Origin of the sequence: Alkalilacustris brevis (assembly GCF_003350345.1) — a bacterium.
GTDB classification, from domain to species: domain Bacteria; phylum Pseudomonadota; class Alphaproteobacteria; order Rhodobacterales; family Rhodobacteraceae; genus Alkalilacustris; species Alkalilacustris brevis.
Genome location: NZ_QNVJ01000047.1, coordinates 81,131 through 106,768, shown reverse-complemented (window position 1 = coordinate 106,768; position 25,638 = coordinate 81,131). Strand labels below are relative to the sequence as shown.

The 25,638-nt window shown below is 65.2% G+C and carries 27 protein-coding genes and 1 tRNA gene; 14 read left to right on the top strand and 14 right to left on the bottom strand.

The window, feature by feature from the left end:
• Positions 1-2 precede the first annotated feature (2 nt).
• Both DQ229_RS06855 and DQ229_RS06850 read left to right on the top strand, forming a co-directional pair.
• On the top strand, positions 3-1,511 hold the full coding sequence (locus DQ229_RS06855) for a tripartite tricarboxylate transporter permease (RefSeq protein ID WP_114965517.1): 1,509 nt from the start codon (positions 3-5) through the stop codon (positions 1,509-1,511).
• Between the two features lie 87 nt (positions 1,512-1,598).
• Entirely contained in the window at positions 1,599-2,543 is a 945-nt protein-coding gene (locus tag DQ229_RS06850) for a tripartite tricarboxylate transporter substrate binding protein (RefSeq protein ID WP_114965516.1), read from the top strand.
• A 113-nt stretch (positions 2,544-2,656) separates the two neighbouring features.
• Here the strand turns inward: DQ229_RS06850 and DQ229_RS06845 are convergent, their stop codons facing one another.
• The 4 genes from DQ229_RS06845 to DQ229_RS06830 form a co-directional block, all read right to left on the bottom strand.
• Complete coding sequence (locus DQ229_RS06845; protein WP_162300771.1) at positions 2,657-3,601, bottom strand: NAD(P)-dependent oxidoreductase; 945 nt, start codon at positions 3,599-3,601, stop codon at positions 2,657-2,659.
• On the bottom strand, positions 3,601-4,686 hold the full coding sequence (locus tag DQ229_RS06840; protein WP_114965514.1) for a Gfo/Idh/MocA family protein: 1,086 nt from the start codon (positions 4,684-4,686) through the stop codon (positions 3,601-3,603). The genes DQ229_RS06845 and DQ229_RS06840 overlap by 1 nt, the downstream gene beginning before the upstream one ends.
• Before the next feature lie 174 nt (positions 4,687-4,860).
• Positions 4,861-5,439 (bottom strand): carboxymuconolactone decarboxylase family protein, encoded by a 579-nt coding sequence (locus DQ229_RS06835; RefSeq protein ID WP_114965513.1) that lies wholly within the window; start codon positions 5,437-5,439, stop codon positions 4,861-4,863.
• A gap of 2 nt (positions 5,440-5,441) precedes the next feature.
• Positions 5,442-6,197 (bottom strand): flavin reductase family protein, encoded by a 756-nt coding sequence (locus DQ229_RS06830; RefSeq protein WP_238380983.1) that lies wholly within the window; start codon positions 6,195-6,197, stop codon positions 5,442-5,444.
• Positions 6,198-6,308: 111 nt separating this feature from the next.
• On the opposite strand from DQ229_RS06830, the gene DQ229_RS06825 reads away from it, so the two are divergent.
• The 5 genes from DQ229_RS06825 to DQ229_RS06805 all read left to right on the top strand — a co-directional run bounded on the left by DQ229_RS06825 (position 6,309) and on the right by DQ229_RS06805 (position 9,363).
• A complete protein-coding gene (locus DQ229_RS06825) occupies positions 6,309-6,608 on the top strand; it encodes an antibiotic biosynthesis monooxygenase family protein (protein WP_114965559.1) in 300 nt (99 codons plus the stop codon).
• 106 nt (positions 6,609-6,714) lie between these two features.
• A complete protein-coding gene (locus DQ229_RS06820) occupies positions 6,715-7,773 on the top strand; it encodes an Ldh family oxidoreductase (protein ID WP_114965511.1) in 1,059 nt (352 codons plus the stop codon).
• 41 nt (positions 7,774-7,814) lie between these two features.
• Positions 7,815-8,234 (top strand): cupin domain-containing protein, encoded by a 420-nt coding sequence (locus DQ229_RS06815; RefSeq protein ID WP_114965510.1) that lies wholly within the window; start codon positions 7,815-7,817, stop codon positions 8,232-8,234.
• 92 nt (positions 8,235-8,326) lie between these two features.
• Positions 8,327-9,010: an AzlC family ABC transporter permease gene (locus DQ229_RS06810; RefSeq protein ID WP_114965509.1), complete on the top strand. Its 684-nt coding sequence runs from the start codon at positions 8,327-8,329 to the stop codon at positions 9,008-9,010.
• Entirely contained in the window at positions 9,007-9,363 is a 357-nt protein-coding gene (locus DQ229_RS06805) for an AzlD domain-containing protein (RefSeq protein ID WP_114965508.1), read from the top strand. Before DQ229_RS06810 ends, DQ229_RS06805 begins: the two co-directional genes overlap by 4 nt.
• Before the next feature lie 416 nt (positions 9,364-9,779).
• Here the strand turns inward: DQ229_RS06805 and DQ229_RS06800 are convergent.
• Positions 9,780-9,856, bottom strand: a tRNA-Met gene (locus DQ229_RS06800).
• A gap of 174 nt (positions 9,857-10,030) precedes the next feature.
• Here DQ229_RS06800 and DQ229_RS06795 point away from each other — a divergent pair.
• Entirely contained in the window at positions 10,031-12,571 is a 2,541-nt protein-coding gene (locus DQ229_RS06795) for a cation:proton antiporter (RefSeq protein WP_114965507.1), read from the top strand.
• Between the two features lie 126 nt (positions 12,572-12,697).
• Here the strand turns inward: DQ229_RS06795 and DQ229_RS06790 are convergent, their stop codons facing one another.
• From DQ229_RS06790 to DQ229_RS16260, 4 genes are read right to left on the bottom strand one after another with little or no spacing between them, the layout of a single operon-like run.
• Positions 12,698-13,471 (bottom strand): HpcH/HpaI aldolase family protein, encoded by a 774-nt coding sequence (locus DQ229_RS06790; RefSeq protein WP_114965506.1) that lies wholly within the window; start codon positions 13,469-13,471, stop codon positions 12,698-12,700.
• Positions 13,468-14,250, bottom strand: coding sequence for an FAA hydrolase family protein (locus tag DQ229_RS06785; protein WP_114965505.1), 783 nt, complete (start codon positions 14,248-14,250; stop codon positions 13,468-13,470). Before DQ229_RS06785 ends, DQ229_RS06790 begins: the two co-directional genes overlap by 4 nt.
• Positions 14,251-14,308: 58 nt before the next feature.
• A complete protein-coding gene (locus tag DQ229_RS16900; protein WP_274378826.1) occupies positions 14,309-14,434 on the bottom strand; it encodes a hypothetical protein in 126 nt (41 codons plus the stop codon).
• 14 nt (positions 14,435-14,448) lie between these two features.
• Positions 14,449-14,592: a hypothetical protein gene (locus tag DQ229_RS16260; RefSeq protein ID WP_155326457.1), complete on the bottom strand. Its 144-nt coding sequence runs from the start codon at positions 14,590-14,592 to the stop codon at positions 14,449-14,451.
• Between DQ229_RS16260 and DQ229_RS06780 the strand changes: the two genes are divergently transcribed.
• Positions 14,591-16,105 carry an SLC13 family permease gene (locus DQ229_RS06780; protein ID WP_114965504.1) on the top strand — a complete coding sequence of 505 codons (1,515 nt, stop codon included), beginning with the start codon at positions 14,591-14,593 and terminating at the stop codon, positions 16,103-16,105. The two genes, DQ229_RS16260 and DQ229_RS06780, sit on opposite strands and share 2 nt — an antisense overlap.
• A gap of 96 nt (positions 16,106-16,201) precedes the next feature.
• On the opposite strand, the gene DQ229_RS06775 is transcribed toward DQ229_RS06780, so the two are convergent.
• The 5 genes from DQ229_RS06775 to fliF form a co-directional block, all read right to left on the bottom strand.
• Positions 16,202-16,951: a hypothetical protein gene (locus DQ229_RS06775; RefSeq protein ID WP_114965503.1), complete on the bottom strand. Its 750-nt coding sequence runs from the start codon at positions 16,949-16,951 to the stop codon at positions 16,202-16,204.
• A gap of 301 nt (positions 16,952-17,252) precedes the next feature.
• Positions 17,253-17,990, bottom strand: coding sequence for a flagellar type III secretion system pore protein FliP (gene fliP, locus DQ229_RS06770; protein ID WP_114965558.1), 738 nt, complete (start codon positions 17,988-17,990; stop codon positions 17,253-17,255).
• 46 nt (positions 17,991-18,036) lie between these two features.
• A complete protein-coding gene (locus tag DQ229_RS06765; RefSeq protein ID WP_114965502.1) occupies positions 18,037-18,321 on the bottom strand; it encodes a FliM/FliN family flagellar motor switch protein in 285 nt (94 codons plus the stop codon).
• A complete protein-coding gene (locus DQ229_RS06760; RefSeq protein WP_202909519.1) occupies positions 18,314-18,952 on the bottom strand; it encodes a FliH/SctL family protein in 639 nt (212 codons plus the stop codon). The genes DQ229_RS06765 and DQ229_RS06760 overlap by 8 nt, the downstream gene beginning before the upstream one ends.
• Positions 18,952-20,595: a flagellar basal-body MS-ring/collar protein FliF gene (fliF, locus tag DQ229_RS06755; RefSeq protein ID WP_114965501.1), complete on the bottom strand. Its 1,644-nt coding sequence runs from the start codon at positions 20,593-20,595 to the stop codon at positions 18,952-18,954. The genes DQ229_RS06760 and fliF overlap by 1 nt, the downstream gene beginning before the upstream one ends.
• Before the next feature lie 124 nt (positions 20,596-20,719).
• Between fliF and DQ229_RS06750 the strand changes: the two genes are divergently transcribed.
• From DQ229_RS06750 to DQ229_RS06730, 5 genes are all read left to right on the top strand, one after another.
• The gene (locus DQ229_RS06750) at positions 20,720-21,190 is read left to right on the top strand and encodes a flagellar basal body-associated FliL family protein (RefSeq protein ID WP_114965500.1); all 471 of its coding nucleotides are present in this window, start codon (positions 20,720-20,722) and stop codon (positions 21,188-21,190) included.
• 10 nt (positions 21,191-21,200) lie between these two features.
• Positions 21,201-21,608 (top strand): hypothetical protein, encoded by a 408-nt coding sequence (locus DQ229_RS06745; protein ID WP_114965499.1) that lies wholly within the window; start codon positions 21,201-21,203, stop codon positions 21,606-21,608.
• Positions 21,605-22,198, top strand: a complete 594-nt coding sequence (locus DQ229_RS06740; RefSeq protein WP_114965498.1) for a MotE family protein — start codon at positions 21,605-21,607, stop codon at positions 22,196-22,198. Before DQ229_RS06745 ends, DQ229_RS06740 begins: the two co-directional genes overlap by 4 nt.
• A gap of 67 nt (positions 22,199-22,265) precedes the next feature.
• Positions 22,266-23,135 carry a flagellar motor stator protein MotA gene (gene motA, locus DQ229_RS06735; RefSeq protein ID WP_114965497.1) on the top strand — a complete coding sequence of 290 codons (870 nt, stop codon included), beginning with the start codon at positions 22,266-22,268 and terminating at the stop codon, positions 23,133-23,135.
• Positions 23,132-25,591: a hypothetical protein gene (locus DQ229_RS06730; RefSeq protein ID WP_114965496.1), complete on the top strand. Its 2,460-nt coding sequence runs from the start codon at positions 23,132-23,134 to the stop codon at positions 25,589-25,591. Before motA ends, DQ229_RS06730 begins: the two co-directional genes overlap by 4 nt.
• Positions 25,592-25,638 lie beyond the last annotated feature (47 nt).

The following is a 25,638-nucleotide window of genomic DNA, read 5'->3' as shown; positions in this document are numbered from 1 at the left end:
CAATGATCGAGATGATCCTCGACGCCGCGCAAATGCTGATACGCCTTGACGTAATCCTGATCATCGCGGCGGGGCTGACGCTGGGGATGTTGGTGGGGGCGCTGCCGGGCTTCACCACGGTGATGGCCATGGCCATCGTGCTGCCGATCTCGTTCTTCATGGACCCGATTCTGGGCATTCCCTTCCTGATTGGGGTTTACAAGGGCGGGATCTTCGGCGGCTCCATACCGGCGATCCTGGTCAACATACCGGGCACTGGCGCCTCGGTGGCCACCACGCTGGATGGACCGGCGATGACCCGCAACGGACAGTCGCGCAAGGCGCTGGAAATCGCGCTTATCGCATCGGCGGTCGGTGATTTCCTGTCCTCGTTCGGCACCATCCTGGTGATCGGCATCATTGCCATGGTCGCGTTGATGATTGGCCCGCCCGAGATTTCCGCCATACTCATTTTGAGCCTGCTGATCATCGTGGTGTCCAGTTCAGGCGTCTTTGCCAAAGGCTTCCTGATGCTGCTGATCGGCATGTTCCTTGCAATGATCGGGCAGGACCCGATCGGTGCGATGCCACGCTTCGATTTCGGGTTTCATCCTCTTCAGGCGGGCATCGACCTGTTGCCGCTGATCATCGGGCTTTTCGCCATCCCCGAGATCCTTCTTGCCATCGAGCGCCGCAAGTCAAACGTCGTTGACGCCCGGCAGATGCGCCCCGAGGGTGAGCGGCTGACCTGGGCCGAGATCATGTCATGCCGCCGCACGATCCTGCGTTCGACCGCCCTGGGCGGGGTGATCGGGGTGATCCCCGGCGTGGGGCAGGTGGTTGCGGCCTTCATGGGCTATTCGGCCGCCAAGAACGCCTCGGCCACGCCCGAACGCTTCGGCAAGGGCGAGATCAATGGCGTCGCCGCGCCCGAGGCGGCCAACAACGCGGTGAACGGGCCGACGATGGTGCCGCTGCTGACGCTGGGCATCCCGGGCGACAACATCACCGCGATCATGCTGGGGGCTTTCGTGGCGCAGGGGCTACGACCGGGGCCGCAACTGTTCCAGGACCAGGGGGTGCTGCTTTATGCGATCCTGCTGTCGATGCTGGTCGCCTGTGTGCTGCTTTTGGTGATCGGCTACCTGCTGATCCCGCTCTTTGCGCGCGTCGTTGGGATCAACAAGGCCTATCTCGTGCCGATGATGCTGCTCTTTGCGGTGGCGGGCACCTATGTCTATCGCTCCAATCCGATGGATCTCTACTTCATGATCGCCTTCGGGATCTTCGGCTACGGCTGCCGCAAGCTGCATTTCGACGTCACCCCGCTGGTGATGGGGTTCATTCTGGCGGCGCCGCTTGAATATGCCATCGGTCAGACAGTGCTGCTGTCGCGTGGCGATCTGGCGGGATACCTCGTTTCATCGCGGCCCATCACCGTTACGGTGCTCGTCTTGATGCCAATTCTCATTTTCTGGATCGCCCGCAGACAACGGCGCCAGAACCGTCATGTCGAGGCTGCCGGCAGGTAGCCCTTGATCAACCGGCCCGCAAGAAGGCCGCAGGGGGTGCAATCATCCCGAAAACAACACTCTAGTATCGCCAAGGAGGAGGAAAAAATGAAAAATATCAAGGCAACAGTCATCGGCGCGATTGCCGCGCTGGGGCTGGGCGCAGGGGCGGCCACGGCCGAAGATTTCCCGAACCGGCCAATCACCATGATCATCCCGCTGGGCGCGGGCGGCTCGCATGACCTCAATGCCCGTGTCATCACCTCGGTCCTGCCGGGCATTCTGGGTCAGCCGGTCGTCGTGCAGCTCATGCCCGGCGCAGGTGGCCAGACCGGCACTGCCGCCGCCGCCCAGGCCCAGCCTGACGGCTATACGCTGCTGTTCACCCACAACTTCATCGACCAGCTGCAGCAGCATGTCACCAATCTGCCCTATGACCCGAACGAGGATTTCGAGGCGGTCGCGCGGGTGAACACCGCCCAGCCGATCCTCGTGGTGCGCGAGGACAGCCCGTTCGAAACCTTCGAGGATCTCGTCGCTTACGGGCAGGAGAACCCGGGCGATCTGACCTTCGGCCACAGCGGCAACTGGGGCGCGTTCATGGTGCCGGGGCTTGCCCTGCTCAACGAAGTGGGCGTCGATGCCAACCTCGTTCCCTATCAGGGCGGCGGGCCGGTGATCCAGGCGCTGCTGGCGGGCGATCTGGATTTCACCTTCGCTTTCCCCTCGGTGCTGGCTGGGCAGCCGCTGCGCCCGCTTCTGGTGGTTGGCGAGGAGGAGATCCTCGACGGTATCCCGACAACCGCGCAGCTTGGCTATGAGGTGGTGACCGATATCGGCGTGATGCATCGCTCGGTTCTGGCGCCAGCAGGTGTGCCCGAGGACCGCATGCAGATACTGCGGGACGCTTTCGCCGGGCTTAACGACGATGGCACCTACAACGCCCTCATGGGCCGCCTGGGCGAGAACACCTTGCATGTGGACGGCCCGGAATACGACGCGATGCGCCGCAACCAGGCGCAGCGGTATCAGGAGCTTGTGGCCTCGTTCTGACGGATGGGCCAGCACGGCATGACATGGGGGCGGGCGCAATCCGAAAGGGCGCCCGCCCTTCTTCGTTCAGGCAGGTTGCCCGCCACGCACGCTGGCGGCAGGGCCGCTTCCTTTCAGGTTCGTTTCGGCTGATCGCCGCTTTTTCCGCTTTGTCCGGATAGCTGCGCATCCTCCAACGCCTCGACCAGATCGTCGAAGGCCGGGTAGAGGCGCGTGAAATCATCCCCGTCCAGGCCGCCATCCCGCGCCACCTGCAGCAGCCGGGTGGTCAGCCCGACATAGCACGCAGGCTGCTCCAATCCGGCAAACAGCGCCTCGGCCAGCGCAAGATCCTTGGCCAGAGTTCCAACATGCGAGCGCCCGTCAAAGCGCCCGCTGACCACATGATCGGGAAAGCGCCGCTCGCTCACGAAACTGCGCGCGTTTCCGGCGTTCAGCACATCGACCGCATCTTTCAGGGCAATGCCCGCGCGCTCGGCCGCGCGGCAACCTTCCGCCGTGGCCAGGAAGGTCGTGTGGCAGATCATGTTGTGCACCAGTTTCATCGTGTGGCCCGCGCCCACCGGGCCCAGATGAAAGACCCGCGCCGCGATCGCATCGAGCACCGGCCGCGCCCGTTCGAGCGCCGCCACCTCGCCGCCCATCATCAGCGTGAGTTGGCCGTTTTCGGCCGCCGCCGCGCCGCCGGTCATGCCCGCATCAAGATAGGCAGCGCCGGCGCCCACGGCCCGTTCGGCCAGCGCCCTGGTCTTGGCCGGGTCCGAGGTGGTGAGGTCGATCATCACCCGGCCCGGCGTCGTGACGGAAAGCGGACCGTCGGGACGGTCGAACAGCGCGGCAATCTCGGGGCTGCCGGGCACGGCCAGCAAAATCACATCGCAGCCTGCGACATCCCGCGGCCCGCTGCGCGCCACACCGGATGACAGCGGGCAACTGGCAAGCGCCGCGGGGGCGGCATCCCAGGCCGCAGCCAACAGCCCCGCACAATCAAGTGTTGCGGCAATCCCCCGGCCCATGTTGCCGAGGCCCAGAACACCTGCGCGCAGCTTGGCGGGCATCATTGCCCCGCCGAGGCGGCCTGCGTCATGTCAGCGATCGCGGCAAGTGCGCTGTTGCTCAGCGGCAGGTCGACAGGTTCGTTCAACTCAGCGGAAAGATCGGCCGCGCGGTAGGTCTCCATCACCATCCGGGCATGTTCCGGGGCAACCATCACCGGCTTGTCGAGAAGTACGCATTCAAGGAAATGCAACGTCTCCGGCCCCATCTGCCCGGCAAAGACGTGATCGACCTGTTCGCCCGGCATGGTCGACATCGGATAGCGCGTGCCCTCGGACATGGTGTTGAGCCATTTGTCACGATGCGTGTCATCCAGCATCAGCGCCCCTTCGGTGCCGGTGATCTCGATCCAGGTGGCGCAGAAATTCGGATAGCTCGGCGGCAGGTTCCAGCCGCCGCCAACCACCACAAGCGTTCCATCGTCCATCGTCACGGTCGACCACATGCAGTCATACGAGCCGTTGACATCCTTCATGTAGCCATAGGCGCCTTGAGAATAGACGCGGACGGGTTTCGCGGGCTCGAGCATCCAGAACACGAAATCCAGGTCGTGGGTCGATTCCATCACTGCCGGCGACAGCCGCACGCGCGAGGCGATTTTCTTGCCAAGGCTGCGCGACAGGTGACGGCTGACCATGACATTGACCACCCGCCCCAACGCCCCGCTCGCGATCTGCTTCTTGGCGTAGGCGACCTTGGTGTTGAACCGCTGCGAATAGCCGATGGTGAACTTCACCCCGTTCTGGCTTGCCAGATTGATAAGGTCGTCAGCCTCCCAGAACTCCATCGCGATGGGCTTTTCCAGAAGCACATGCTTGCCCGCCCTCAGGCAGTCGCGCGCGATCGGATAATGTGTCTGCTCGGGCGTGGTGGAGATGTAGACCACCGAAATGGCGTCGTTTCGGACAATGTCCTGATAATCCAGCGTCGCGGTGGCGGGGTTGGTCAGTTGCCGGACCTCCTCAAGCCGATCGGGCCTGATCTCGCAGATGTGCAGCTTGTCGACCAGTGCCGAATGCGCCAGAGTTTCGGCGCGGATACCCCCGCACCAGCCCGTCCCGATAACGGCAACTTCTACCTGCTTCATGTGCTCCCCCCCTGTTCGTCTCGAACTACAACCCGCGGCATATCGCGCGGCCCATTCCCCCGAGGCCGGTCCTGGCCAGGGAATCATTTGTCTGGAATTCATGTGAGACTGTCCCCGGAACCCCTTCCTTGATGCTTGCACCCCCATGCGCGTCGCACAACCCCGCAAAGACCGTCACTGCCGGTTGGCGCGCGGCGCAAGGGGCGGCGCCGCAGTCGCCGGGGCCTGCGTGCGCGCGCCGTTCATCACCACCGAAAGCATCGAATAGTAGCCAACGATGCCGAGCAGGTCGATAACACCCCGCTCCCCGAACAGCGCCCGCGCCCGATCATGCGTGGTGTCGCTCAGATCATTCGAAGCCAGCAACTCACACACTGCGGCGTGGATGACGCATTCATCTTCTGGCGCGACCTCGGGGGTGCGATCCGCGGCGATGGCCTCGATCGACTCGGCGCTTATACCTTCGCGCAATGCGATCGGCGCGTGAATCGCCCATTCCACATGCTGGTCCCAGTGCCGTGCGGTAACGATGATGGCCAGTTCGGTCAGCCGCCGGCCTATCGCGCTGCGATAGCGCAGGTAAGCCCCCACCGCCTGCACCCTGTCCATCAGTTCGGGGCTGCGCATCAATGGCACAAATGGGCTGACGACCTCGCCGCGTGGCCCGTCCAGCATCGGCTGCACATGCCGGCGCTGCGCCTCGGTCCACTCGGCGCGTGGGATTGGCGGGTAACGGTCGGTGCGGCCACGCATGATCAGCCCAGCCCCTCCCACATCGATGCCAGGTCATCGCGAGCATCACGGTTGGGCAGGGCGGCGGCAATAGCGTAGCGCCCGGCGCTGAACAGCAGCGGATCGGCAGCCTCGTCATACCCGGCGCGTGTAACCTCGCCAATCATTATCAGGTGGTCGCCCGCCTCGATCGTCTGTTGCAGGCGGCATTCGAAAAAGGCCAGGGCATTTTCCAGCAGCGGGCAGCCGTTCTGGCCATCCGGCACGATAAATTCGGAGAACTTGTCAAGCTGCCGCGTGGCAAAATGATGCGACAGATCCGCCTGTTCCTGTGTCAGAACGTTGATAGTAAACACGCCCGCCTCCTGAAAGGACGGTAGCGAGGGCGCATCGCGCTTGATGCTCCACAACACCAGCGGAGGGTCCAGCGACAGCGCCGAAAACGAATTCGCCGTCATACCCTCGCACTTGCCTGCAGGTGTGCGGGTGGTAATCACCGTCACGCCGGTGGCGAAGCGGCCCAGCGCGTTGCGAAATTCTCTCGGGTCTACCTCTGCTTGCGCAAAATCCAGAACCTGCATTGCCATTTCTGCTGCGTTCCTCCTGACGGGAAAGCCGTATCCGGGCCAGGCCTTGCGGCGGCCATGCCGGGCGTGTGCCCTGCTCGCCGTTATCGTTGCAGCTTTGGCGGCGCGATGGAAATTATAATCTCTATTGCCCGCCATAAGGAAACGAGAGACCATGCACTCGCGGATCACTGCGTCGGCAGGCAGGACCATCGGGCATGGAAATGCCCGGCAGCAGGAAGTATGATTTCTCGTTCCCTGTCGGCCACCCGAGCATCCGCATCGGGAAACACCGGCCACCCGGGGCAGATCAAGGGAGAGCAGATGCCGATCGAGATTGCGCGAATCAAGGTGCGGGAAGGATGCGAGGCAGAGTTTGAAAAGGGGGTGGCCAAGGCGGCGCCGCTTTTTCAACGCGCCAGGGGCTGCCTGGGGATGGAACTGCGCCGACTTCACGAGCCGCCCCGCCCCTTTATGCTGGTGGTGCGCTGGGAAACGCTTGAAAACCACACCGAAGACTTCCGCAACTCCGAAGACTTCCAGACCTGGCGCGCGCTCGTGTCACCCTATTTTGCCGAGCCTCCTCAGGTGGAGCACCTGGAACTTTGCGAACACCATTTCTGAGCCCGGCCACCCCATGCGGCCCCCATGCGGCCATGCCTGTTGCCGGCCTGCCGCCGACCACGCGCGCCGGATTGCGCGGTGCCGGACAGCATGAAAGGACGATGCGATGCGCGAAACAACCGCCCGCAAGGTACCCGCTCCACGCCTGATCGAATACATCTCGGCCGTGCTCGACACCGAGGGCCTGCCCGCCGCCGATGCGCGGACGGTTGCGGAACTCATGGTCGAGGCCGACCTGCTCGGCGGCGACGGGCACGGGGTGTTCCGCTTGCCGCGCTATCTGGAACGGTTGCGCGCCGGCGGCTTCAACCCGCGCCCAGATATCCGCATCGACCGCTCGCGCGGTGCAATGGCCGTCGTCGATGGCGATAACGGATTTGGCCATCTGGTCATGAAGCGCTGCGCCGAAGAGGCCATCGCCCGTGCCCGCAGCCACGGTGTGGGCTGGGTCGGCGCCCATCACAGCAACCACGCCGGTGCCGCCGGCGTCTATGCGGCGATGCCGATGGCCGAGGGGATGATAGGAATCTATGTGGCGGTGGGCAGCGCCAACCACATGGCGCCCTGGGGTGGCATCGACATGCTGCTCAGCACCAACCCTGTCGCCATTGCCATTCCGGCGGGGAACGGGCCGCCGATCCTGCTCGACATGGCCACGACCGTGGCCGCCTACGGCAAGGTCAAGCTGGCCGCACAGCGTGGGGAACAGATGCCGGAAGGCTGGATGATCGATCAAGAGGGCAAGCCTCTGACCGACCCGGCCAAGGCCTCGGGCGGCTCGCTGCTGCCCATCGGCGGGCCCAAGGGTTACGGGCTATCGCTCGTGTTCGGGCTGCTGGCCGGCACCCTGAACGGGGCGGCGATGGGGCGCGACGTGGTCGATTACAATGCCGACGATTCCTCGGTCACCAACACGGGGCAGTTCATCGTGGCGCTGGATATCGCAAGCTTCACCGACCCCGAGACATTCCGCCACGAGATCGACCGCATCGGCGCCGAGATGAAGGGCGCGCGGCTGCGACCGGGCTTCGATTCGATCCGCCTGCCAGGCGAACGCGCCCTGGCCGAGCGCGCCAGACGCAGCGCCGAGGGCATCCCGATAGCGGCGCCAGTGCTCGAAAAGCTCAACGACATCGCCGCGGGAAGCGGTGTCGCCCCGCTCTGACAGCCTGCACACCCGACACCAATTTTCACGGAGGGGTTATCATGGCCGCAAAGACCGCAATGGTCCGTGACCGCAACACGATCGATGAAATAGACCGCGGCGGCGGGGTCGTGACGCGGCTCTTTTGCAACGGCGGCATCTGTGGCGCCGAAGTCACGACCGGCACCACCACGATCCCCGTGGGAAGAAGCGTCGCGCTGCATCATCACAACTGCGACGAGCAGATCGTGATCCTGGCCGGCCAGGCAGAAGCCGAATTCAACGGAAAGCGCCACCCGATCGGCCCGATGGAAGTGGCCTTCATCCCCGCGGGCGAGGTGCACTGTTTTCACAATGTGGGCGAAGAGCCGGTCCTCATGCTGTTCATCTATGACGCGGCCGAGGTGACGCGCACCTTTGCGGCCACCGGCGAAACGGTCGTGCATCTGGCTGCGGGCGACCGGGCGCAACCCGGGGCGTGACCGGCACGGGGCACCGGCCCGGCGCCCCTCCGCGCCGAACGGCGGCAAGGGCCGGGCGCATCGGCAGGGGCCGCCGATGGCGCGACCTGCAGATGTTCGGCCGGGGCGCGCGCGATGCAGTGTTGCTGCCGGCCTGGGTCGTCGGCTTCGCGATGCTGGGCATCGGGTCGCTCGCCCATGAGATCGGGATGCCTTTCTGGGCGACGGTGATGGCCACGCCGCTGATCTGGGCCGGGCCGGCGCAATTCGTGCTGTTTGGCGGGCTGGCGACGGGGGCCGCGCTCGTGTCGATCGCGCTGGCGGTATCGCTGACCTCGATGCGGCTTCTGCCGATGGGAGTGTCGATTCTTCCACTGTTACGCCGCCGCGGCCAAGGGTTCGGCCTGCAGCTCCTGCTTGCGCATTACGTCGTTGTCAGCACCTGGATCGAGTCGCACCGCCGCCTGCCCGCGATGCCGCGCCGTGACCGGGTGCCCTATTTCTTCGGGTTCGCCAATGCCTGCATTCTGGTCAGCACCGCGCTGACCGGGCTGGGCTTCGGGCTGAGCGCAAGCCTGCCGACATTTCTTGCGGCGGGTTTCTTGTTTCTGACGCCGCTGTTCTTTGCGCTGTCGCTGGTCGCGGGGGTGCGGCGGATGATGGATGGCGTGGCGATCGGGCTGGGCGTGATGCTTGCGCCTGTGATGAATCACCTTGTCGGCCCCGACCTCGACCTGCTTTTTGCAGGGATGATCGGTGGCAGCATCGCCTATGGCCTGCACCGGATGCGCCGATGAGCGCGCTGGCCGAATTCTTCGGGCCCTACTGGCCCTATATGCTGGTCGTGCTGGTCGGCTTTCTGCCGAGTGAAATATGGCGCCTTGCCGCAACCGTACTGGCGCGCCGCGTTTCCGACAGTTCGGAAGTTTTCGTCTGGGTTCAGGCGGTGGCCACAGCGCTGATCGCGGCGGTGGTGGTCAAATTGCTGATGCAGCCGCCCGCAGCGCTGGCGGCGGTGCCGCTCTGGGGGCGCGCGGGGGCTGTCGCCACCGGCATGGCGGTCTGGTTCCTGCTCCGCCGGTCGCTGATGGCGGGGGTGGCGGCAGGAACGCTGGCCATTGTCGGACAAGCGGCATGGCATGGGGTCTGAGACCCCGTATCAAAACGCAGTGGACGAATTCAGCTCCTTCATGGCGTCGCCAAGCAGATCCTCAGGCCGCTCGCAGCCCTTCAGAAGTTCGTACAGAAGTTCCTTGGAAATCGGTTCCTGAGGCATGAAGGAGCCACTGGCCGCCACCCCATTTTGGCGGGCAGTGACGACGGCTGGATCGCATACTGCGCGGTCTATAGGGACCGTAAGGAAGTATGGTCAGCCGCCGTCGTCACCAGAGGGTCTATATATCTTTCGACATGGAAAATTCTGCCATCCCGAACGATCCAACGGCGGGTGCCGCTGGAAGGATGGGAATGAGCGCGTAGCCTGTGGCGCGGGAGGGAAAACCGGCGGGATAGACGGAATCGTACTCGTCAAATCCCTTTGCTTTCCTATCGATGTCCTGAATTTTATGGTAGCGGAGGAGGGACTTGAACCCCCGACACGCGGATTATGATTCCGCTGCTCTAACCAACTGAGCTACTCCGCCACGGTGGCGGCTAGGTAAGCGAGCGGCGCGGGCGCGTCAAGTCTGAAAACTGGCGGCGGCGTCCCGCGGCACCCCTGCTCATATGCAGACTTGCCCGGTTTCAAGTTGCGCTTTGGCCTGGTGGCTGCAACTATCGGATTTGCTGTAAGAATTACCTTTCCCGGGCTGCCGCGGATGGATCTTGTCGTCTTCCTCAGCGTTCTGGCAACGCTGTTCATCCTGATTGGCGTCGGCCAACCCCTGGCCGAGCGATTGCGCCTGCCTTTTTCGGTGTTGCTGGCCATCGTAGGAATCATCATTGGCGCCGGGGCCGGCTATCTGCTGCGCACCGAACTGACCGACGCGCTTGACCCGCTTGCGCGTTCAATACTGGATTTCCCGATCAGCAGTCAGGTGTTTCTGTATGTCTTCTTGCCGACACTTCTGTTCCAGGTTGCGCTGACGCTGAACCTTCGGCGGATGCTCGACGATTGGGTGCCCATCCTCGTGCTGGCGGTTCTGGCGGTGGTGATCGCCACCTTCACCATCGGGTATGCGCTGTTTCCCTTTGCCGGCCAGCCGCTTGTGGTTTGCCTGCTGGTCGGAGCAATCGTGGCCACCACCGACCCTTCGGCGGTGGTCAGCATCTTCCGCGAGATCGGGGCGCCGCGGCGGTTGACCCGGCTGATTGAAGGGGAAAGCCTGCTCAACGATGCCGCCGCGATCGCGCTGTTCGGTCTGTTTGCCGCACTGGCGCTGCCCTTCGCGACAGATCCTGCCCTTTCGGATCAGTGGCGCAGCTTCATCCTGCAACTGGCTTACGGCGCTCTGGCCGGGTATCTGCTCGCCCGCGGGCTGGTGGTGGTGATGGAATGGCTCCGCAACTACCGGCTTGCGCAGGTCTCGATCAGCATCGCGCTGCCCTATGTCACATATATCACGGCTGAGCAGCTGCTTTCAGTGTCCGGGGTGGTGGCGGTTGTTGCAGCGGGAATGACGCTGAACCTGACCGGACCGGCGCGGCTTCCGCCCAATCACTGGACCTATCTGCGCGACACGTGGGAACTGCTGTCGCACTGGGCCGGGTCGCTGATCTTCATTCTTGCGGCAATTCTGGTGCCGCGCCTGCTGGTCGATGTGACATGGGCCGATCTGGGCCTTCTGGTGGTGGTGATCGTCGCGGCCACCGTCGCGCGGGCGCTGACGCTTTTCGGCCTCATGCCGCTGCTTGGCCGCCTGCATGTATCGCCGCCGATAAGCCCGGCCTTCCGCTTTGTCATCCTCTGGGGCGGGCTGCGCGGGGCAGTGACGCTGGCTCTTGCGCTGGCCGTGACTGAAAACCCCCGCATCCCCGAAGAGGCACAACGAATGGTGGCGGTGCTGGCCACGGGTTTCACCCTGTTCACCCTGCTGGTGCAAGGCACGACGCTCAGGCCGGTGATCCGCCGGCTGGGGCTGGACAGGCTGCCTCCGATCGAGGCGGCGCTGCAAAATCAGGTTCTCGCAGTAGCCCTGCAAACCGTACGCGAAGAGGTGGCGGAAACCGCCCGGCGCCACCAGCTGACACACGAGATCGTTCGCTCGGAGGCAAAGCTTTTCGGGCGAAGGCTCGAAGGCGCGGTGAAAGACGCCGAAAAGGCGCAGGAAATTCTGGATCGCGACCGCCTCACCCTGGGGCTGATCACCCTGGCCGGGCGCGAGCGTGAAATGATCCTGGAAGGATTTCGCGAGCGCACGATCTCGACCGCGCTGGTCGAGCAGATGCTCAACGATGTCGCGCGGCTGATCGAGGCCACGCGTGCCGGGGGGCGCAGCGCCTATCTTGCCACCGCGCGCAAGAACATCGCCTATGGCTGGGGGCATCGCATCGCCTACTGGCTGCACCGCTATCTGCAGATATCGCGCCCGCTGGCCTTCATCGTCGCCACCCGCTTCGAAGTTCTGCTGATCACGCGGATGATCCTGCGCGACCTGCATGAATTCGTTGACAGCAAGATCCTGCGCATTCATGGCCGCCGCGTGGCCGAACTGCTGCATGGCGTGCTCAACCGCCGGATCGAGGAACTCGACCGCGAGATCGCCGGGCTGCAATTGCAATATCCCGGCTATGCTGAACAGCTCGAGCGCGGCTTTCTGCGCAAGGCCGTGCTGCGGCTGGAGGAACGAGAGATCTTCAACAGTTTCGATGACGGCCTGATCGGCCCCGACCTGTTTCAGAGCCTGCAGCGGAAACTGGTCCAACGCCGGCAACAGGTCGACACGCGGCCACGCCTGGATCTTGCCCTGCACAAACGCGAAATGGTTGACAGGTTCGGTCTGTTCAAAGGGCTTTCAACGCGTCAGAAACGCCGGCTTGCGCGGGCGCTGGTGACGATCTTTGCGGAACCTGGTGAAATCATAATCCGCCGCGGGACACAGGTCCGCTCGGTCTTTTTCATCGCCTCGGGCGCGGTCGAACGCGAAGTGGGCGGGCAGAAGGAACGCCTGGGCAGTGGCGAAATGTTCGGCGAAATCTCGATGCTGGCGGGCAAGCGGATGCGCCGCGGGCAGGTGCGGGCCATCACCCATTGCACGCTGCTCAGGCTTGACGAGGCGCGCTTTCTGCGCCTGCTTCATCGCCTGCCCGAACTGCGCGATCTTGTGATGAAGAATGCCGAAGCCCAAGGGGTGAAGCCCGGAGACATCAAGGCCCGGATCGAAGCTGCTGACCCACACCCCGCCCCGCAGGGCGGATAAAGCGCAGGCCGGAGGCCCGGCGTCTACCGCAATTCGGCTCCTCATCGAAACAGCCGCAAAGCTGTAGACCCTGGATATTGCGCAACTCCAGACCGAAAAAGCCCGGCAGCTTCTTCTGGAGTTGCACTAGCCCTCGCGCAGCACCGCCAGTGTCTTCTGTGCGGCCTGTACCAGAAGCCCCACATCGACCGAGGCCGCGATGAAACGATACCCCCAGTCGCGATACCGCAACGCGTCGCCGGCATTGGTCGCCAGGATACCAGGCGCCCTGCCGCTGGCGGTGATGCGCCTGGCGGCATCGCGCAGCGCGGCCTGCACGGGCTCAGCCGCCGGATTGCCCAGATACCCCATTGAGGCCGCCAGATCCGACGGTCCGACAAAAACCCCGTCCACGCCGGGAACCGCGGCGATCTCTTCCAACCGGTCAAGCGCATCGCTGGTTTCAAGCTGCACGAGCAGGCAGGTTTCGGCATTGGCCGTGGCGAAATAATCGGGGGCCTGGCCATAGCGGCTGGCGCGGGTGGACCCTGCCACACCCCGGACCCCCTCGGGCGGGTAGCGCGTGGCGGCAACTGCAGCTTCAGCCTCGGATGCGTCTTGCACGAAGGGCACAAGCACGGTCTGCGCACCGATATCGAGCACACGCTTGATAAGCACCTTGTCATTCCATGCGGGCCGCACCACGCAAGCCGAGCCTCCCACCGCTGCGGCCTGCAAGAGGCCTTGCAGTTCGGAAATCTCGACCGGCGCGTGTTCGGCATCGAACGCCAGCCAGTCGAACCCGACCAGCGACAGCGCCTCTGATGTCACCGGACTTGCAAGGCTCATCCACAGGCCAAATTGCACCTCGCCGGCCAGCAACCGCCGCTTGAAGGCATTCTTCGGGGCCGCGACACTCATGTGAACTGCACCGAGACCGAGCCGAGCAGGCCGAAATCCGCATTCAGCGTGTCGCCCTTTGCGGCCCATACGGGCCGCGTGAAACTGCCCGACAGCACCATGTGACCCGGCTCCAGCGTCGTGCCGAAGGGCGCAAGCTTGTTGGCCAGCCACGCCACCGCCATGGCTGGATGGCCAAGAACGCCGGCAGCGATGCCGGTCTCCTCGATCTCGGAATTGCGGTGAAAGATGGCTCCGACCCAGCGCAGGTCCACATCGTCGGGCCGCACCGGCCGACCTCCCAGGATGATACCCGCCGCCGCGCCGTTGTCGGCCACGGTGTCATAGATACGTCGCGGCTCGGTCACGCGGGCATCGATGATCTCGATCGACGGCACGACATATTCAGTGGCCCGCAGCACATCGACCAGCCCCACATCTGGCCCCTTGAGCGGCTCTTTCAGGATGAAGGTCAGTTCCGGCTCCACACGCGGGACGCAAAAATCCTCGAAGCGCACCTTCGCACCGTCGTTCAGAAGCAGCGTGTCGAAGAGATAGCCGTAATCCGGCTCGTCTATCTTGGAAGCCGCCTGCATCGCCTTCGATGTCAGCCCCACCTTGTGGCCGATGATGCGCGCGCCCTGCGCGACCAGCGCTTGCGCCACGCCCGATGAAATCGCGTAGGAATCGGCGATCTCGATCTCGGGGAACATTTCCGACGGGCGTTGCCCCTGCACCTTGGTCCGGTGGCTTTCAAGCAGCGACTCTTTGGCGCGCTGCCTTTGCTCTTCACTCAGCATTCAGGTCTCCTCAGGTCTGGGGGCGCCGCGCGCCGTGGCGCTCTGGCACAAGGGGTGTTCATTCATCGCGCGTCCGTTCCGGCGCGGACCGTTCACGAAAATGCGGCACGACCATCGCCACACTGGCACGCATCTGTCGTATGGAGGCGGCGATTTTCATTTGCGACCAGTTCATCGAGATCATGCAAGTCCCGAAAGTCATACCGCGACAAGCGAGAGCGGGTCCACCATGTCGCCCACGGGTGGCACCGCAGGATCTTGCCTTGCAAGGGGCATCTGGTAGGCACGGGTCAGCGGCAGAATCCACGCCGCCCCGCCCAAGGCCGCGAACGGATAGCCCATGCCCCAGACCCCGCCATCGCAAGACTGCGCTGCCGCGCCGAACGGGAATGATCCACTTGCGCCGAAACCACTGCCCAGGCGGCGCCTCGTCGGGATTTTTCTGGGGCCTGCGGTGGCCGTGATCCTGCTGACCCTGCCCGCGCCCGAGGGCATGTCCGGCACCGCCTGGCGCATGGTGGCGATCACCTGCTGGATGGTCATCTGGTGGCTGAGCGAGGCCGTGCCGATCCCGGCCACGGCGCTTTTGCCGCTGGTACTGATGCCGGTGCTCGATGTGCGCGACATGGGCGGAACGGCCTCGAGTTACGCAAACCCGCTGATTTTCCTCTTTCTGGGCGGCTTCCTGCTGGCGGCGGCGATGCAGCGCGTCGGGTTGCACCGGCGCATCGCATTGCGCATCGTCTGGGTGATGGGCACCACGCCCGACCGGATCGTGCTGGGATTCATGGTGGCCACGGCCTTCCTGTCGATGTGGATATCCAACACCGCGACGGCGATCATGATGTATGCGGTGGCGCTGTCGGTCATCGCCTTCGTCGGGCAAAAGACGGAAGATAGCGTGCTGTTGCGGGGCTTTGGCGTCGCACTGATGCTCTCGATCGCTTACAGCGCCTCGATCGGCGGGGTCGCCACGCTGATCGGCACGCCTCCCAATGCGCTTCTGGCCAGTTTCGTCCTGGAGAATTACGGCATCGAGATATCCTTTGCCCGCTGGATGATGATCGGGCTGCCGATTACCGTGATCATGCTCCCCCTGGCGTGGCTGCTGCTGACCCGTGTGCTGTTTCGCTCGCATGCGATCAATATCGCAGGCACCGGCGGCGCCCTGCGCAACGAGGTGCAGGCCCTGGGCCGCATGGGGCCGGCCGAGCGCTGGGTCGCAATCGTCTTCGGGCTGACCGCCACGGCCTGGATCCTGCGCGAGCCGATCACCCTTGTCACCGGGCTGGCGCTGGATGACGCGATGATTGCCATCGCCGCGGCAATGGTACTGTTCGCCGTGCCCATCACCACGGACGGGGGGCGCATCTTCGCGCTTGACTGGGAAGCCACGCACGACGTGCCCTGGGGCATCCTTATCCTGTTCGGCGGCGGGCTGGCCCTTGCGGGGGGTTTCAACACCTCGGGGCTGGCGCAATGGATCGGCGAAGCCGTGGGCGGGATCAGCGTTGGCACATTGATCCTGGTCCTCGCGGTGCTTGTGGCAATCGTCTACATGACCGAGATCACCTCCAACACCGCCTCCACGGCGACGTTTCTGCCGATCCTCGGCGCAGTGGCCCTGGGGATGGAAATGGATGTCCTGGCGCTGACCGTGCCGGTGGCGCTGGGGGCCTCGATGGCCTTCATGATGCCGGTAGCCACCCCGCCCAACGCCATCGTCTTTGCCTATGACAGGATGCAGCTTTCGGACATGGTACGCGCGGGATTCCTGCTGAACATTCTTGCAATCGCCGTGTCCTTTGGCGCCTTCATCCTGCTGGGCGGCTGGGTCTTCGGGATCAGCTTCTGAAGCGGGCCGCGACGCGGCCCGCTGCCTATATCACCACTGGCAGAGCGCTGACGCGCAGGTCTGTCCGGTTACGGGCAAGCAACTGCGCGGCGCGCATCACAACCCCAGAAGGCGGTGCAGTTCTTCAATCGCCTCGGGCGACAGTTCCCGCCCGCCGCTGGCGGCCAGCAGCGCGGCATCGGCCGATTCAATCCGCGCCAGTCGCTCTCGCCCCAACTCTGCGAGATCATTGTCAAGCTTGATGATGCTCTGCTCAAGCCCAAGCACTTCGTCAAGTTCGGCCTGCAGCGCCGCGCGCTCGTCCGCGGTTGCAGGGTCTTCGGGTTCGGTTTCAGGGACGGGGCCGAGTGCCAGCAGATCCGCTTCAATCTCTTCGCTGCTGCGAAGTTCGTCAAGCTGGTCCTCGATAGCGAGGATATCATCATTGACTTCCGCCTCAAGTGCTTCATAGGCGTCATTGATTTCACGGGCGGCCAGCGTGGCCTCGCGATAGGTTGCAATACGCCCCACCTGGCTGTCAGGCGCAGCATTGGCCAGGGCCTGGGGGTTTGCATTGGCGGCATTGAGGCCGCGCAGTTCGGAGGCAAGGGCACCGCGGGAACCCGCATTGGAAGATGCCCCGCCGGCGTTTGCACTTGCACTGGCGCCACGGTCGGCGCTGCGCCCGGGCGCATCACCCGAACGCCCGCGATCCCCGCCACTGGCGCCCCTGTCGCCGGAATTGCCGCTGGCCCCCTGCGCCGCAACCGCATCGGGCATCAGCACGACGCCGCCGATGGCCAGGGGCGCAACAGCAAGGCCCGAGACGGAAGCAGCAAGGACAAGAGATTTCAGAGAACGTGACATTTCGACTCCTCGTTAACCACTGAACTGCGCCCGCAAAAACGATATTCGTGCAGCGTATCCTGCCCATGGGCAGGATCTGCGGGGCGGGCGCCTGTAGCCTTGGCAACAGAAGATTGTGGCCATGTTGTGGCACCGTGTTCGGCCTGGAGGCGGTTGGCAAGAATTGGCTGTTCCGCTGCGGGCCGGGTGGCACCCTGGCCCGGTTTTCCCGCTTGCCGCCCCTGCACCGGCGGCGCTGCAAGCAAGCGGCGCATACTGACACCAGCCAAGCACGTGTGCAGATGCCCGCGCGGCTAGGGGGTCAGGATGCATAGCCCCGCACCAACGCCCCCGCGATCAGCGTCCAGCCATCCGCGACCACAAAGAAGGCCAGCTTGAAAGGCAGCGAAACAATCGCCGGAGGCACCATCATCATCCCCATCGACATCAGGATTGCCGCAACCACGAGGTCGATGATCAGGAAGGGCAGGAAGATCAGGAACCCGATCTGAAAGGCGCGCGCCAGTTCACTGAGCATGAAGGATGGCACAAGCACCGACAAAGGTGCCTCTTCCCCCGGCAGGGCGGCGATCGGCTCCGGCCGCAGCACGCTCATCGCCTCGAGCGTGGCGGGTTCGACGCGCGCCAGCATGAAGGCGCGGAAAGGCTGGATCGCCTGCCCGAAGGCCGCCTCTGCATCGATGCCGACCTCGCCGCCCAGCAATGGCCCGATACCCAGCACCCAGGCTTCGGAAAAGACCGGCTCCATCACGAAATAGGTGAGAAACAGCGCAAGACTGACAATCAGCATGTTCGGCGGTGACTGCTGAAGGCCGATGGCCTGGCGCAGGATCGCCAGCACCGTCACCATGAACGGAAAGCAGGTAATCATGATCACCAGCCCGGGGGCGAGGCTGATCACGGTGATCAGCGCGACCAGCTGGACGATACGAGCAGAGAGCGAAACCTCGCCCCCGAGGTCGATGCTGATCTGCTGCGCCGCCGCAGGGGCCACGCCAAGCACCAGCAACGCCAGAAACGGCAGCACAGCCCGGCAGATCCATGCCGCGCGGCGCGGCGGAAACAGCAGGGTTGGCCACACGCCCTTACAGCCCGTCCGAAAGATCGGCGACCTCGGTCAGGCGCACGGCCAGTTGCCCGGCCTGTTCGCCGTCCAGCTCCTGCAACTCCCCCCGTGCGATGAGCCGGTCGCCGACATACAGTTCGACCGGGTCCTCGACCCGCCGGTCCAGCGGCAGGACCGCATCGCGCCCCATGCGCAACAGATCCCGCACAAGCGGGCGCGCGCAGCCCACCGATATGGTGATCTCGATCGGCACATTGGCAAAGCCGCTTTCCGCGGCGGTCGACTGAGCGCTTGCTTCATCCATTGGCGCTGATCTCCTGCTGATCCTCTATGTCCGTTTGAGCCGGCGCTTCCGCCCCGGTCTGATCAAAGAAGGCCCCGACGGCCGAGGCGATCTCGTCCACCGCCGCATCCAGGTCGATCCGCTGGTCTCCACCATCATCGAAGCGCAGCAAAACCTGACCCGCACCCAGCGTGGGTTCTTCCGAAATGATGTATGGCGGCGCGGGTCCGGCGGAGAGCACGCCTTCCACGCGCGGCCGGCTGGTCGGGTTGAGCACGATCGTCACCGGACGGTCGGCCGCGGCATCGATATGGGGCTGCAGGCTTTCGCGCACGATCGCGCCAATGGCGCTGGCGGCCACATCCGGCACGACGCGGGCGCAAATCTGATCGACAAGCGGTGTCAGGCCTTTCAGCAGGTGGGCGCGGGCGTCGTGAAAGGTGAATGAAAGCGCCTGAAGGTTGCGTGCGATGTCGGCGCGCAGGGTCTCCTGATCCTCGCTCTGCGCAGCGGCGGCATCGTCCCACCCGGCCTGATACCCTTGTTCGAACGCCGCCAGGCGGGTCTCTTCAAGCGCGTCGGCGTCCAGGGTGATTTCCCCGCCTTCCATCGGGCGGGTCTCGAATGTCTCAAGACGGAGCATTCGCGGCATCAGGCTGTCTCCTCCTCGCCCTCTTCCATCCAGCTGCGCAGGATCTCGATGGTCTCATCCTGGCGGTCCTCGATGAGACGGTTCAGGCGCGCGACGGGGTCGTCTTCGTTCATGCGGCCCGGCCCGGAGTTACCGTCAAGCCCCTCCCCGAGGCCGAAATTGGCGATAGCAGGCAGGGGCGCTGCGTCAGGGAACGGGGCTGCGCCCGGTGTCGGGCCTGCCGGGGCAGCACCCTCCTCGCGCGCGGGAAGTTCCGGCAGGGCACCGGGCGCGGGCGCGGGCCGGCCCTGCGCCGATTTTGCCTGGGCCAACATCGGGCGGATAACGAAGAGTATAAGCGCGAGCGTGACAATCCCCAGCACGGCCAGTTGCACCAGCGACATCACATCCAGGTCCAGCCCGGCCGCCCCACCCGGCGCCATGCTGCCGCCGGGATCGTCCGGCTGCTCGAACCGCAGCGATCTTATGGTGATGACATCACCGCGCCCGGCATCGAACCCGACGGCCGAAGCCACCAGTTCGCGCATCGCCTCGATCTCGTCCTCCGGACGCGGGGTCCATTGCACGACACCGTCCTCGTCCGGCCGGTAAACCCCGTCGATGATTGCCGCCACCGTCAGCTTTCGGATGGCGCCGGGCTGGCGATGCAGCTCGCGCTCCACCTGCGACACATCGAATGTCTGGCGCATGCGCGTTTCGGAGTTCTGGCTATGGCGCTGGCCCGCCCCGACGCCGGCATCGCCATCGGGCAGGTTGCTGGCGACCGTAACGCCACCGCCGCCGTCACCCGAGCTATTGCTGCTGCGCTCCTCTGTGTCGGAGGTGAGGGCGACCCGGCTGTCCGGATCAAGCCTGCGCTCGACAATGGTTTCGCGTTCATTCACCGTTTCGACACTGACCTCGACGCGCGCCCGCCCGGGGCCGACATGCGCTTCGAGCAGCCGCTCCACCGCACGTTTGAGGCGTTCCTCGCGGTCACCACCGGCGGTGGGGATGGCCTCCCCTTCCTGGCCGGAAAGCACTGTGCCGCTATGCCCGTCGATGACCGCGACATCCGGCGGCTGCAATCCCGGCACCGCCGCGGCAACCATATGCTGGACGCCCCGCGCCAACCCCGGCGAAAGCGCCCCGGCCACCGGCGTAAGCGTCACCGAAGCGGTTGGCGCAATCTCGCGGCGGAAGGGCTGGCCGGCAACCTGACCGATATGCACCCGCGCCGCGCGAACCTGCGGACTGGCCGTGATGGTGCGTGCCAGTTCACCCTCTTTCGCGCGCCAGTAAGCCGCATCGAACATCTGCGATGTGGTGCCGAACCCGGAAAGCCCGTCAAGCAGCTCATAGCCGACAGCGCCATTCGCGGGCAGGCCATGCGTGGCAAGAGTCATGCGCAGGCGATCGCGCTCTCCCACCGGAATGAAGATCGAATCACCGCGCACCTCGTACCGGATGCCGCGCTGTTCCAGCACCTCGACAACCTCACCGGCGGCCGCGCCCTCAAGCCCGGCGTATAGCAGCGCCATGTTCGGCTGCGCCGCCATCCGGCCCAGTGCCAGCACCGCCAGTAACACGATCAGCGTGGCCCCGCCGACAGCCAGACGGCGGGGCGGCTCCAACGCGGACCAGAGCGAAAAGAGTTGTTGCAAGGCGATTCTCTCCTGACCGGGCGTTATGCCCGTTTGCCCCCTCTGCTTGGCGGATCGCGCTTAACAATCGGTTAGTGGGCTTGAGCTAGTAGGAGATAGGAACAGGATCGGAACGGAACCCCGGATGTCTGACACGAACAGCACGGGAAAAGCCCCGCAAAAGTTTGGAAAAGCACGCCTTTTCATTGGCCTGACCGTGGCGCTCGCACTTGGCGCTGCGGGTTTTCTCACGGTTCATTCCGGGTTGCTGTTCAGCGGTGTCGGGGCGCTGCGGGCAACAGGTGCCGAGGCCCGAAATGTCACCTTCCTTCCACTCGATCCGATAACCATCACCTTGCAGGATGGCGAACGCACCAGACACCTGCGCTTTGCTGCCAGCCTTGAGGTCGAGCGCTCCGCGATGAATGCCGTCACCCGGCTGATGCCCCGAATTCTCGACGTGCTGAACAGCTATCTCAGCGCGCTGGAGCCGGAAACGCTTGCCGCGCCGGGAACACTGCTCAGGCTGCGCGCGCAGATGCTTCGCCGCGTACGCATCGTCGCCGGCGAAGACGATGTGCGCGACCTACTGATCACCGAATTCGTGCTGAACTGAGGAGGCGCCAGTGTCCATCATCGCGGATATCCTGCTTGGTGCCGGCGCGCTGGGCGCCGCCATCTACTGCCTGGTTCTTTCGCGCAGGCTGCAGCAGCTGACGAGGCTGGAATCGGGTATGGGTGGTGCGATTGCCGTGCTGTCGGCCCAGGTCGATGACATGACGCGCACGCTGACCGAGGCGCAGAAGGCCGCGCGCAGTTCGGCCGGCTCGCTTGAAGCGCAGACAGAGCGCGCTGAAAGCGCCGTCAAACGGCTGGAGATATTGCTGGCGTCGCTGCACGACCTTCCCGACCCGGCCGCCGAACCCGATTCTGCACCCGCGTCTCCCGGTGCCGCGGGAACGGACAGGAAGCCGCGCATGCGCGTCCTGCGCCGCCGGTCGCGGGGTGCGCCACTGCAGGAGGCGGCGCAATGACTGGGGCAGCATACCAGCGACGCGGCAGAACAAGACGCGGGCGCGGCGCCCTGGTCCTGCTCACCGCATTTCTGCTGCTCTCGGGCATGATCCGGCTGGGCACGGGCGTGGGCGAGGCACTCACATCCGAGGAAAACGCCCGCAGCGCGGCACCGTCTGGCACAGCCCCCGTCGCCCCGATGGCAGAGGTGGAACAGGTGCTTGCGGCGCTGGATGAACGCGAACGCCGCCTCGCCAGCCGCGAGGCGGCATTGGAGGAGCGCCTGCGCGCCCTCAGCGTATCGGAGGAACGCATAAACGCGCAGATGGACGAACTGGTCGCCGCCGAACGCGCGCTGAGCGAAACGCTCGCCCTGGCCGACCAGGCCTCGGAACGTGACCTGGAAAGGCTCACACAGGTATACGAGAACATGAAACCCGCCGACGCCGCGGCCCTTTTCTCGGAAATGGACACCCAGTTCGCCGCCGGCTTCATCGCCCGCATGAGGTCTGAAAGCGCGGCTGCCGTCATGACGGGGCTGCCGACCAATGCGGCCTATGGCATCAGCGCGATCCTTGCAGGCCGGCATGTGGGTGTTCCGACTCGATGAACCCGGAGACAACACCTCCTTCCGCTGCGCTGCACGGCACCTCTGCTCCTGACCGGAGGACCGCAAGATGATCGGCGCGGTCGGAATTGTCGTTGTCATCGTGATGGTTTTCGGGGGGTATCTGGTCGCGGGCGGGAAACTCGACATAATCCTGTATGCGATGCCCTATGAGTTTGCCATGATCGCAGGCGCTGCGGTCGGGGCATTTCTGATCGCCAATGACCGCAGCGTGATCCGCCAGACCCTCCGCGACATGGCCAAGATATTCCGCGGCCCGGTGTGGAAGCCTGCCGACTACACCGACCTGCTGTGCCTGCTCTTTGAACTCATCCGCATCGCCCGCAGCAACCCCGTGCTGCTGGAGCCGCATATCGAGGCGCCGCAGACCTCTGACATCTTTTCCCGATACCCGCGAATCCGCGCCGATCACGAGGCGGTCGAACTGATCTGCGACACCCTGCGCGCAGCCTCGATGAATTACGATGATCCGCATCAGGTCGAGGAAATTCTGGAAAAGCGGATGGAGACCAATCTCCATCACTCGATGCATACCAGCCACGCGCTCCAGGTCGTGGCGGATGCGCTGCCGGCGCTGGGCATCGTGGCCGCTGTGCTCGGGATCATCAAGACCATGGCGTCGATCGACCAGCCACCGGAGATACTGGGCCGCATGATCGGCGGCGCGCTGGTGGGCACCTTTCTGGGCGTCTTCCTTTCCTACGGGTTTGTCGGCCCCTTCGCCAACCGGCTCAGGGCGATCATGCAGGAGGATGCCCATTTTTATCAGCTTATCCGCGAGGTTCTGGTGGCAAACCTGCACGCCCACCCTACCAGCATCTGCATTGAGGTCGGGCGCCAGAACACGCCCCATGCCATGCGCCCCAGCTATGGCGATCTGGAGGCCGCGCTGCGCAATCTCAGGCAGGATGCCGCATGAACGATGAAACCCGCAGCCCCCGGACCGGCCGCCCCCCGTTGCGCGCGCATCAGTTTACCGCGCGACAGGCAGGTATCGGAGCCGTTGGCGCGCTGCTTTGGCTGCTTCTTGCAGCTACCCCGGCGCTGGCCGGGCAGATTTCCGTCCGGTCAGGAGAACACCCCGGCTTTACCCGGCTTGTCATGGCCCTGCCCGAGGGCGCCGCATGGCGCCTGACCCCCGTGCCACGAGGTTATGAGCTGGTGCTCACAGGCGCGCCCGGTGCGGTGTTTGACCTCGGCACCGTCTTCAACCGCATCCGCCGCGACCGGATCGCGGCCATCACCGCCAGCGCCACGCCGCCGCGGCTGGTTCTGGATGTCCCCTGTGACTGCGAAGCCGTCACATTCACCGAACGTCCGAATTATCTGGTGGTCGACATCCGCTCGCCGGTCGCAGAGCAGATATCCGCGGCCGCGCCACCGCCCAACCGCCCGCCCCGATATCCGACTCCGGCAGAACGTGACCAGGGCGCTGGTCCGAAGACACCGCCCCTGCGGGGGTACGACTGGACCGCCCGCCTCCTGCCACCGGCGGATGAAGCGCCACAAGGCGCAGCCGCGGACGGCGCACCGGCACCGGACAGCTTGTCCGGGGCCGCCGACCGCGCACGCGAGGTCCTGATCACGCAATTCGCACGCGCCGCCAGCCAGGGATTGCTGGAGATCGGGCCCGAACCGAAGGAATCGCCGGAAGCCGCAGATGATCGGGGCACGCCAGTGTTACGAAAGCCCCAGGAGCTGACCGCCCCCGATTCGGAGACGCCCCCTGCCCCGGACCTGTTTCTCGGGGCCGAGACAGCGGTGGATCAGGCCACCCGCCAGGCCCGACAGACAGCGCCGCCCGCTTCCGCGCATCTCTGCCCACCTCCGGCACAGTACGATCTGGCCGCATGGGGGTCCGGCGCCACGGCGACCGAGCTGCTCGCGCAGGCACGCGGGCGGCTGCTGGGCGAATTCGACACCGCGCGCGAAGAGCAGGTGATCGCCTTCGCCCGCCTGAACCTTTTCCTCGGCTTCGGGGCCGAGGCGCTTGCAGTGCTTGGCGCCTTTCCCGGCGACAGCCCGGATCGCACCGCCCTGCACCGCCTGGCCCCACTGCTGGATGACGAGCGCCCGCCGCCCGCCGCCCCGCTTGCCGGGCTGGAGGGCTGCCCCGGCCCCGTGGCGCTTTGGGCGCTGCTATCCTCGTCCGAGGGTGCAGTGCCGCAGGGCATGAACAGAGAGGCCATCCTGCAATCCTTCGCCGCGCTGCCCGCGCATCTGCGCCACCATCTTGCCGCGCGCCTGGCCCGGCACCTGATCGCAGCCGGTGAGCGCGACGCAGCGCTGTCGGTGCGCGGCATGATCAGTCGCACGCCCGGCGGCACCCCGGAGAGTGCGGCGCTGATCGACGCAATGCTCGACCTGGAAGACGGCAACACAGGCGCCGCCCTGCGCAACCTCGCCCCGGTGGCCACGGGCCACAGCCACGAAGCCCCCGCGGCACTGGCCCGGATGGTGGAGGCGATGATCGCGGAAGGGGCCCCGCCCGATGCCGACATGCTGGAGAACCTGGCGGCGCTGACCTTCGAGCATCAGGGCACCGACCTGGGCGCTCACCTTGAGCGGCTCGAGATCCTCGGCCTTGCCACGGCGGGGCGCTTTGCCGAGGCATTCGCGGCAAGGCACGCACAGGCGGCGGCAGACAGGCCCGTCGCGGCCCCGGATGAGGCGAAACTGTTCGCCCTGCTGACCGAACAGGCTGCGAACGCAGCTTTCCTGCAGCATCTCGTGACCGAAAGCGCATGGCGCAATGGCCGGCTGCCCGCGGCCACGCGCCACGCGCTGGCCCGGCGCGCGCTTGATCTGGGTTTTCCGGAGCTGGCACGCCAGGCACTGCCGCAGGCCGAGGATGCCGGAGGGGATGACCGGGTGCTCCACGCCGAAGCGGCCCTGAACCTGGGCGACGCCGCCGAAGCCCGTGACCTGCTTGAGGGGGTGAGTGGCGACTGGGCGGTGCGGCTGCGCGCACGGGCGTTAATGCGTCTGGATGCCCCCGTCGCCGCACTTGCAGCATATGCGGCGGCCGGCCCCGCCGAAGAGTTGCAGGCAGAGTTGCGGCACGCGGCCTGGCGGTCGGGCGATGCTGCTGCCATCGCGCTGCACGGCGATGCCCTGCAACGCGCCAGTATCGATGGTCGGCATTCCGCGCCGCCGCCGGGCGAAGGCGATGCAGGCACGGCATCACCGGATGCGCCACCCCCTGGCCCCGGGGCGCCCGAAGGTCTGCCCAGCGGTCCCGCGCCGCTGGCCCGCGCAGAACAACTCGTGGAAGACAGCCGTTCGATGCGCATGCTCATCCTCGATTTGCTGGACGCCCACGCAATTCCCGCCGCGCCGACAGCCACCCGGCCCGCAAGCGCCGCCAATCCCTAGTTACCGAAAATAAACCCGCGTGCGGCTAGCCTCGAGCCAACCGCCGG

Coding starts and splice junctions, on each gene's coding strand:
- DQ229_RS06840 (WP_114965514.1), bottom strand. CDS start 4,686: ATGAAGCAGGTAGAAGTTGCCGTTATCGGGACGGGCTGGTGCGGGGGT.
- DQ229_RS06740 (WP_114965498.1), top strand. CDS start 21,605: ATGACTGGGGCAGCATACCAGCGACGCGGCAGAACAAGACGCGGGCGC.
- DQ229_RS06795 (WP_114965507.1), top strand. CDS start 10,031: ATGGATCTTGTCGTCTTCCTCAGCGTTCTGGCAACGCTGTTCATCCTG.
- motA (WP_114965497.1), top strand. CDS start 22,266: ATGATCGGCGCGGTCGGAATTGTCGTTGTCATCGTGATGGTTTTCGGG.
- DQ229_RS06750 (WP_114965500.1), top strand. CDS start 20,720: ATGTCTGACACGAACAGCACGGGAAAAGCCCCGCAAAAGTTTGGAAAA.
- DQ229_RS06830 (WP_238380983.1), bottom strand. CDS start 6,197: ATGGTCCTGCCTGCCGACGCAGTGATCCGCGAGTGCATGGTCTCTCGT.
- DQ229_RS06780 (WP_114965504.1), top strand. CDS start 14,591: ATGCCCCAGACCCCGCCATCGCAAGACTGCGCTGCCGCGCCGAACGGG.
- DQ229_RS16260 (WP_155326457.1), bottom strand. CDS start 14,592: ATGGGCTATCCGTTCGCGGCCTTGGGCGGGGCGGCGTGGATTCTGCCG.
- DQ229_RS16900 (WP_274378826.1), bottom strand. CDS start 14,434: ATGATCTCGATGAACTGGTCGCAAATGAAAATCGCCGCCTCCATACGA.
- DQ229_RS06785 (WP_114965505.1), bottom strand. CDS start 14,250: ATGCTGAGTGAAGAGCAAAGGCAGCGCGCCAAAGAGTCGCTGCTTGAA.
- DQ229_RS06850 (WP_114965516.1), top strand. CDS start 1,599: ATGAAAAATATCAAGGCAACAGTCATCGGCGCGATTGCCGCGCTGGGG.
- DQ229_RS06845 (WP_162300771.1), bottom strand. CDS start 3,601: ATGCCCGCCAAGCTGCGCGCAGGTGTTCTGGGCCTCGGCAACATGGGC.
- DQ229_RS06775 (WP_114965503.1), bottom strand. CDS start 16,951: ATGTCACGTTCTCTGAAATCTCTTGTCCTTGCTGCTTCCGTCTCGGGC.
- DQ229_RS06790 (WP_114965506.1), bottom strand. CDS start 13,471: ATGAGTGTCGCGGCCCCGAAGAATGCCTTCAAGCGGCGGTTGCTGGCC.
- DQ229_RS06805 (WP_114965508.1), top strand. CDS start 9,007: ATGAGCGCGCTGGCCGAATTCTTCGGGCCCTACTGGCCCTATATGCTG.
- DQ229_RS06825 (WP_114965559.1), top strand. CDS start 6,309: ATGCCGATCGAGATTGCGCGAATCAAGGTGCGGGAAGGATGCGAGGCA.
- DQ229_RS06835 (WP_114965513.1), bottom strand. CDS start 5,439: ATGCGTGGCCGCACCGACCGTTACCCGCCAATCCCACGCGCCGAGTGG.
- DQ229_RS06765 (WP_114965502.1), bottom strand. CDS start 18,321: ATGGATGAAGCAAGCGCTCAGTCGACCGCCGCGGAAAGCGGCTTTGCC.
- DQ229_RS06730 (WP_114965496.1), top strand. CDS start 23,132: ATGAACGATGAAACCCGCAGCCCCCGGACCGGCCGCCCCCCGTTGCGC.
- DQ229_RS06810 (WP_114965509.1), top strand. CDS start 8,327: ATGTTCGGCCGGGGCGCGCGCGATGCAGTGTTGCTGCCGGCCTGGGTC.
- DQ229_RS06820 (WP_114965511.1), top strand. CDS start 6,715: ATGCGCGAAACAACCGCCCGCAAGGTACCCGCTCCACGCCTGATCGAA.
- DQ229_RS06815 (WP_114965510.1), top strand. CDS start 7,815: ATGGCCGCAAAGACCGCAATGGTCCGTGACCGCAACACGATCGATGAA.
- DQ229_RS06760 (WP_202909519.1), bottom strand. CDS start 18,952: ATGCCGCGAATGCTCCGTCTTGAGACATTCGAGACCCGCCCGATGGAA.
- DQ229_RS06855 (WP_114965517.1), top strand. CDS start 3: ATGATCGAGATGATCCTCGACGCCGCGCAAATGCTGATACGCCTTGAC.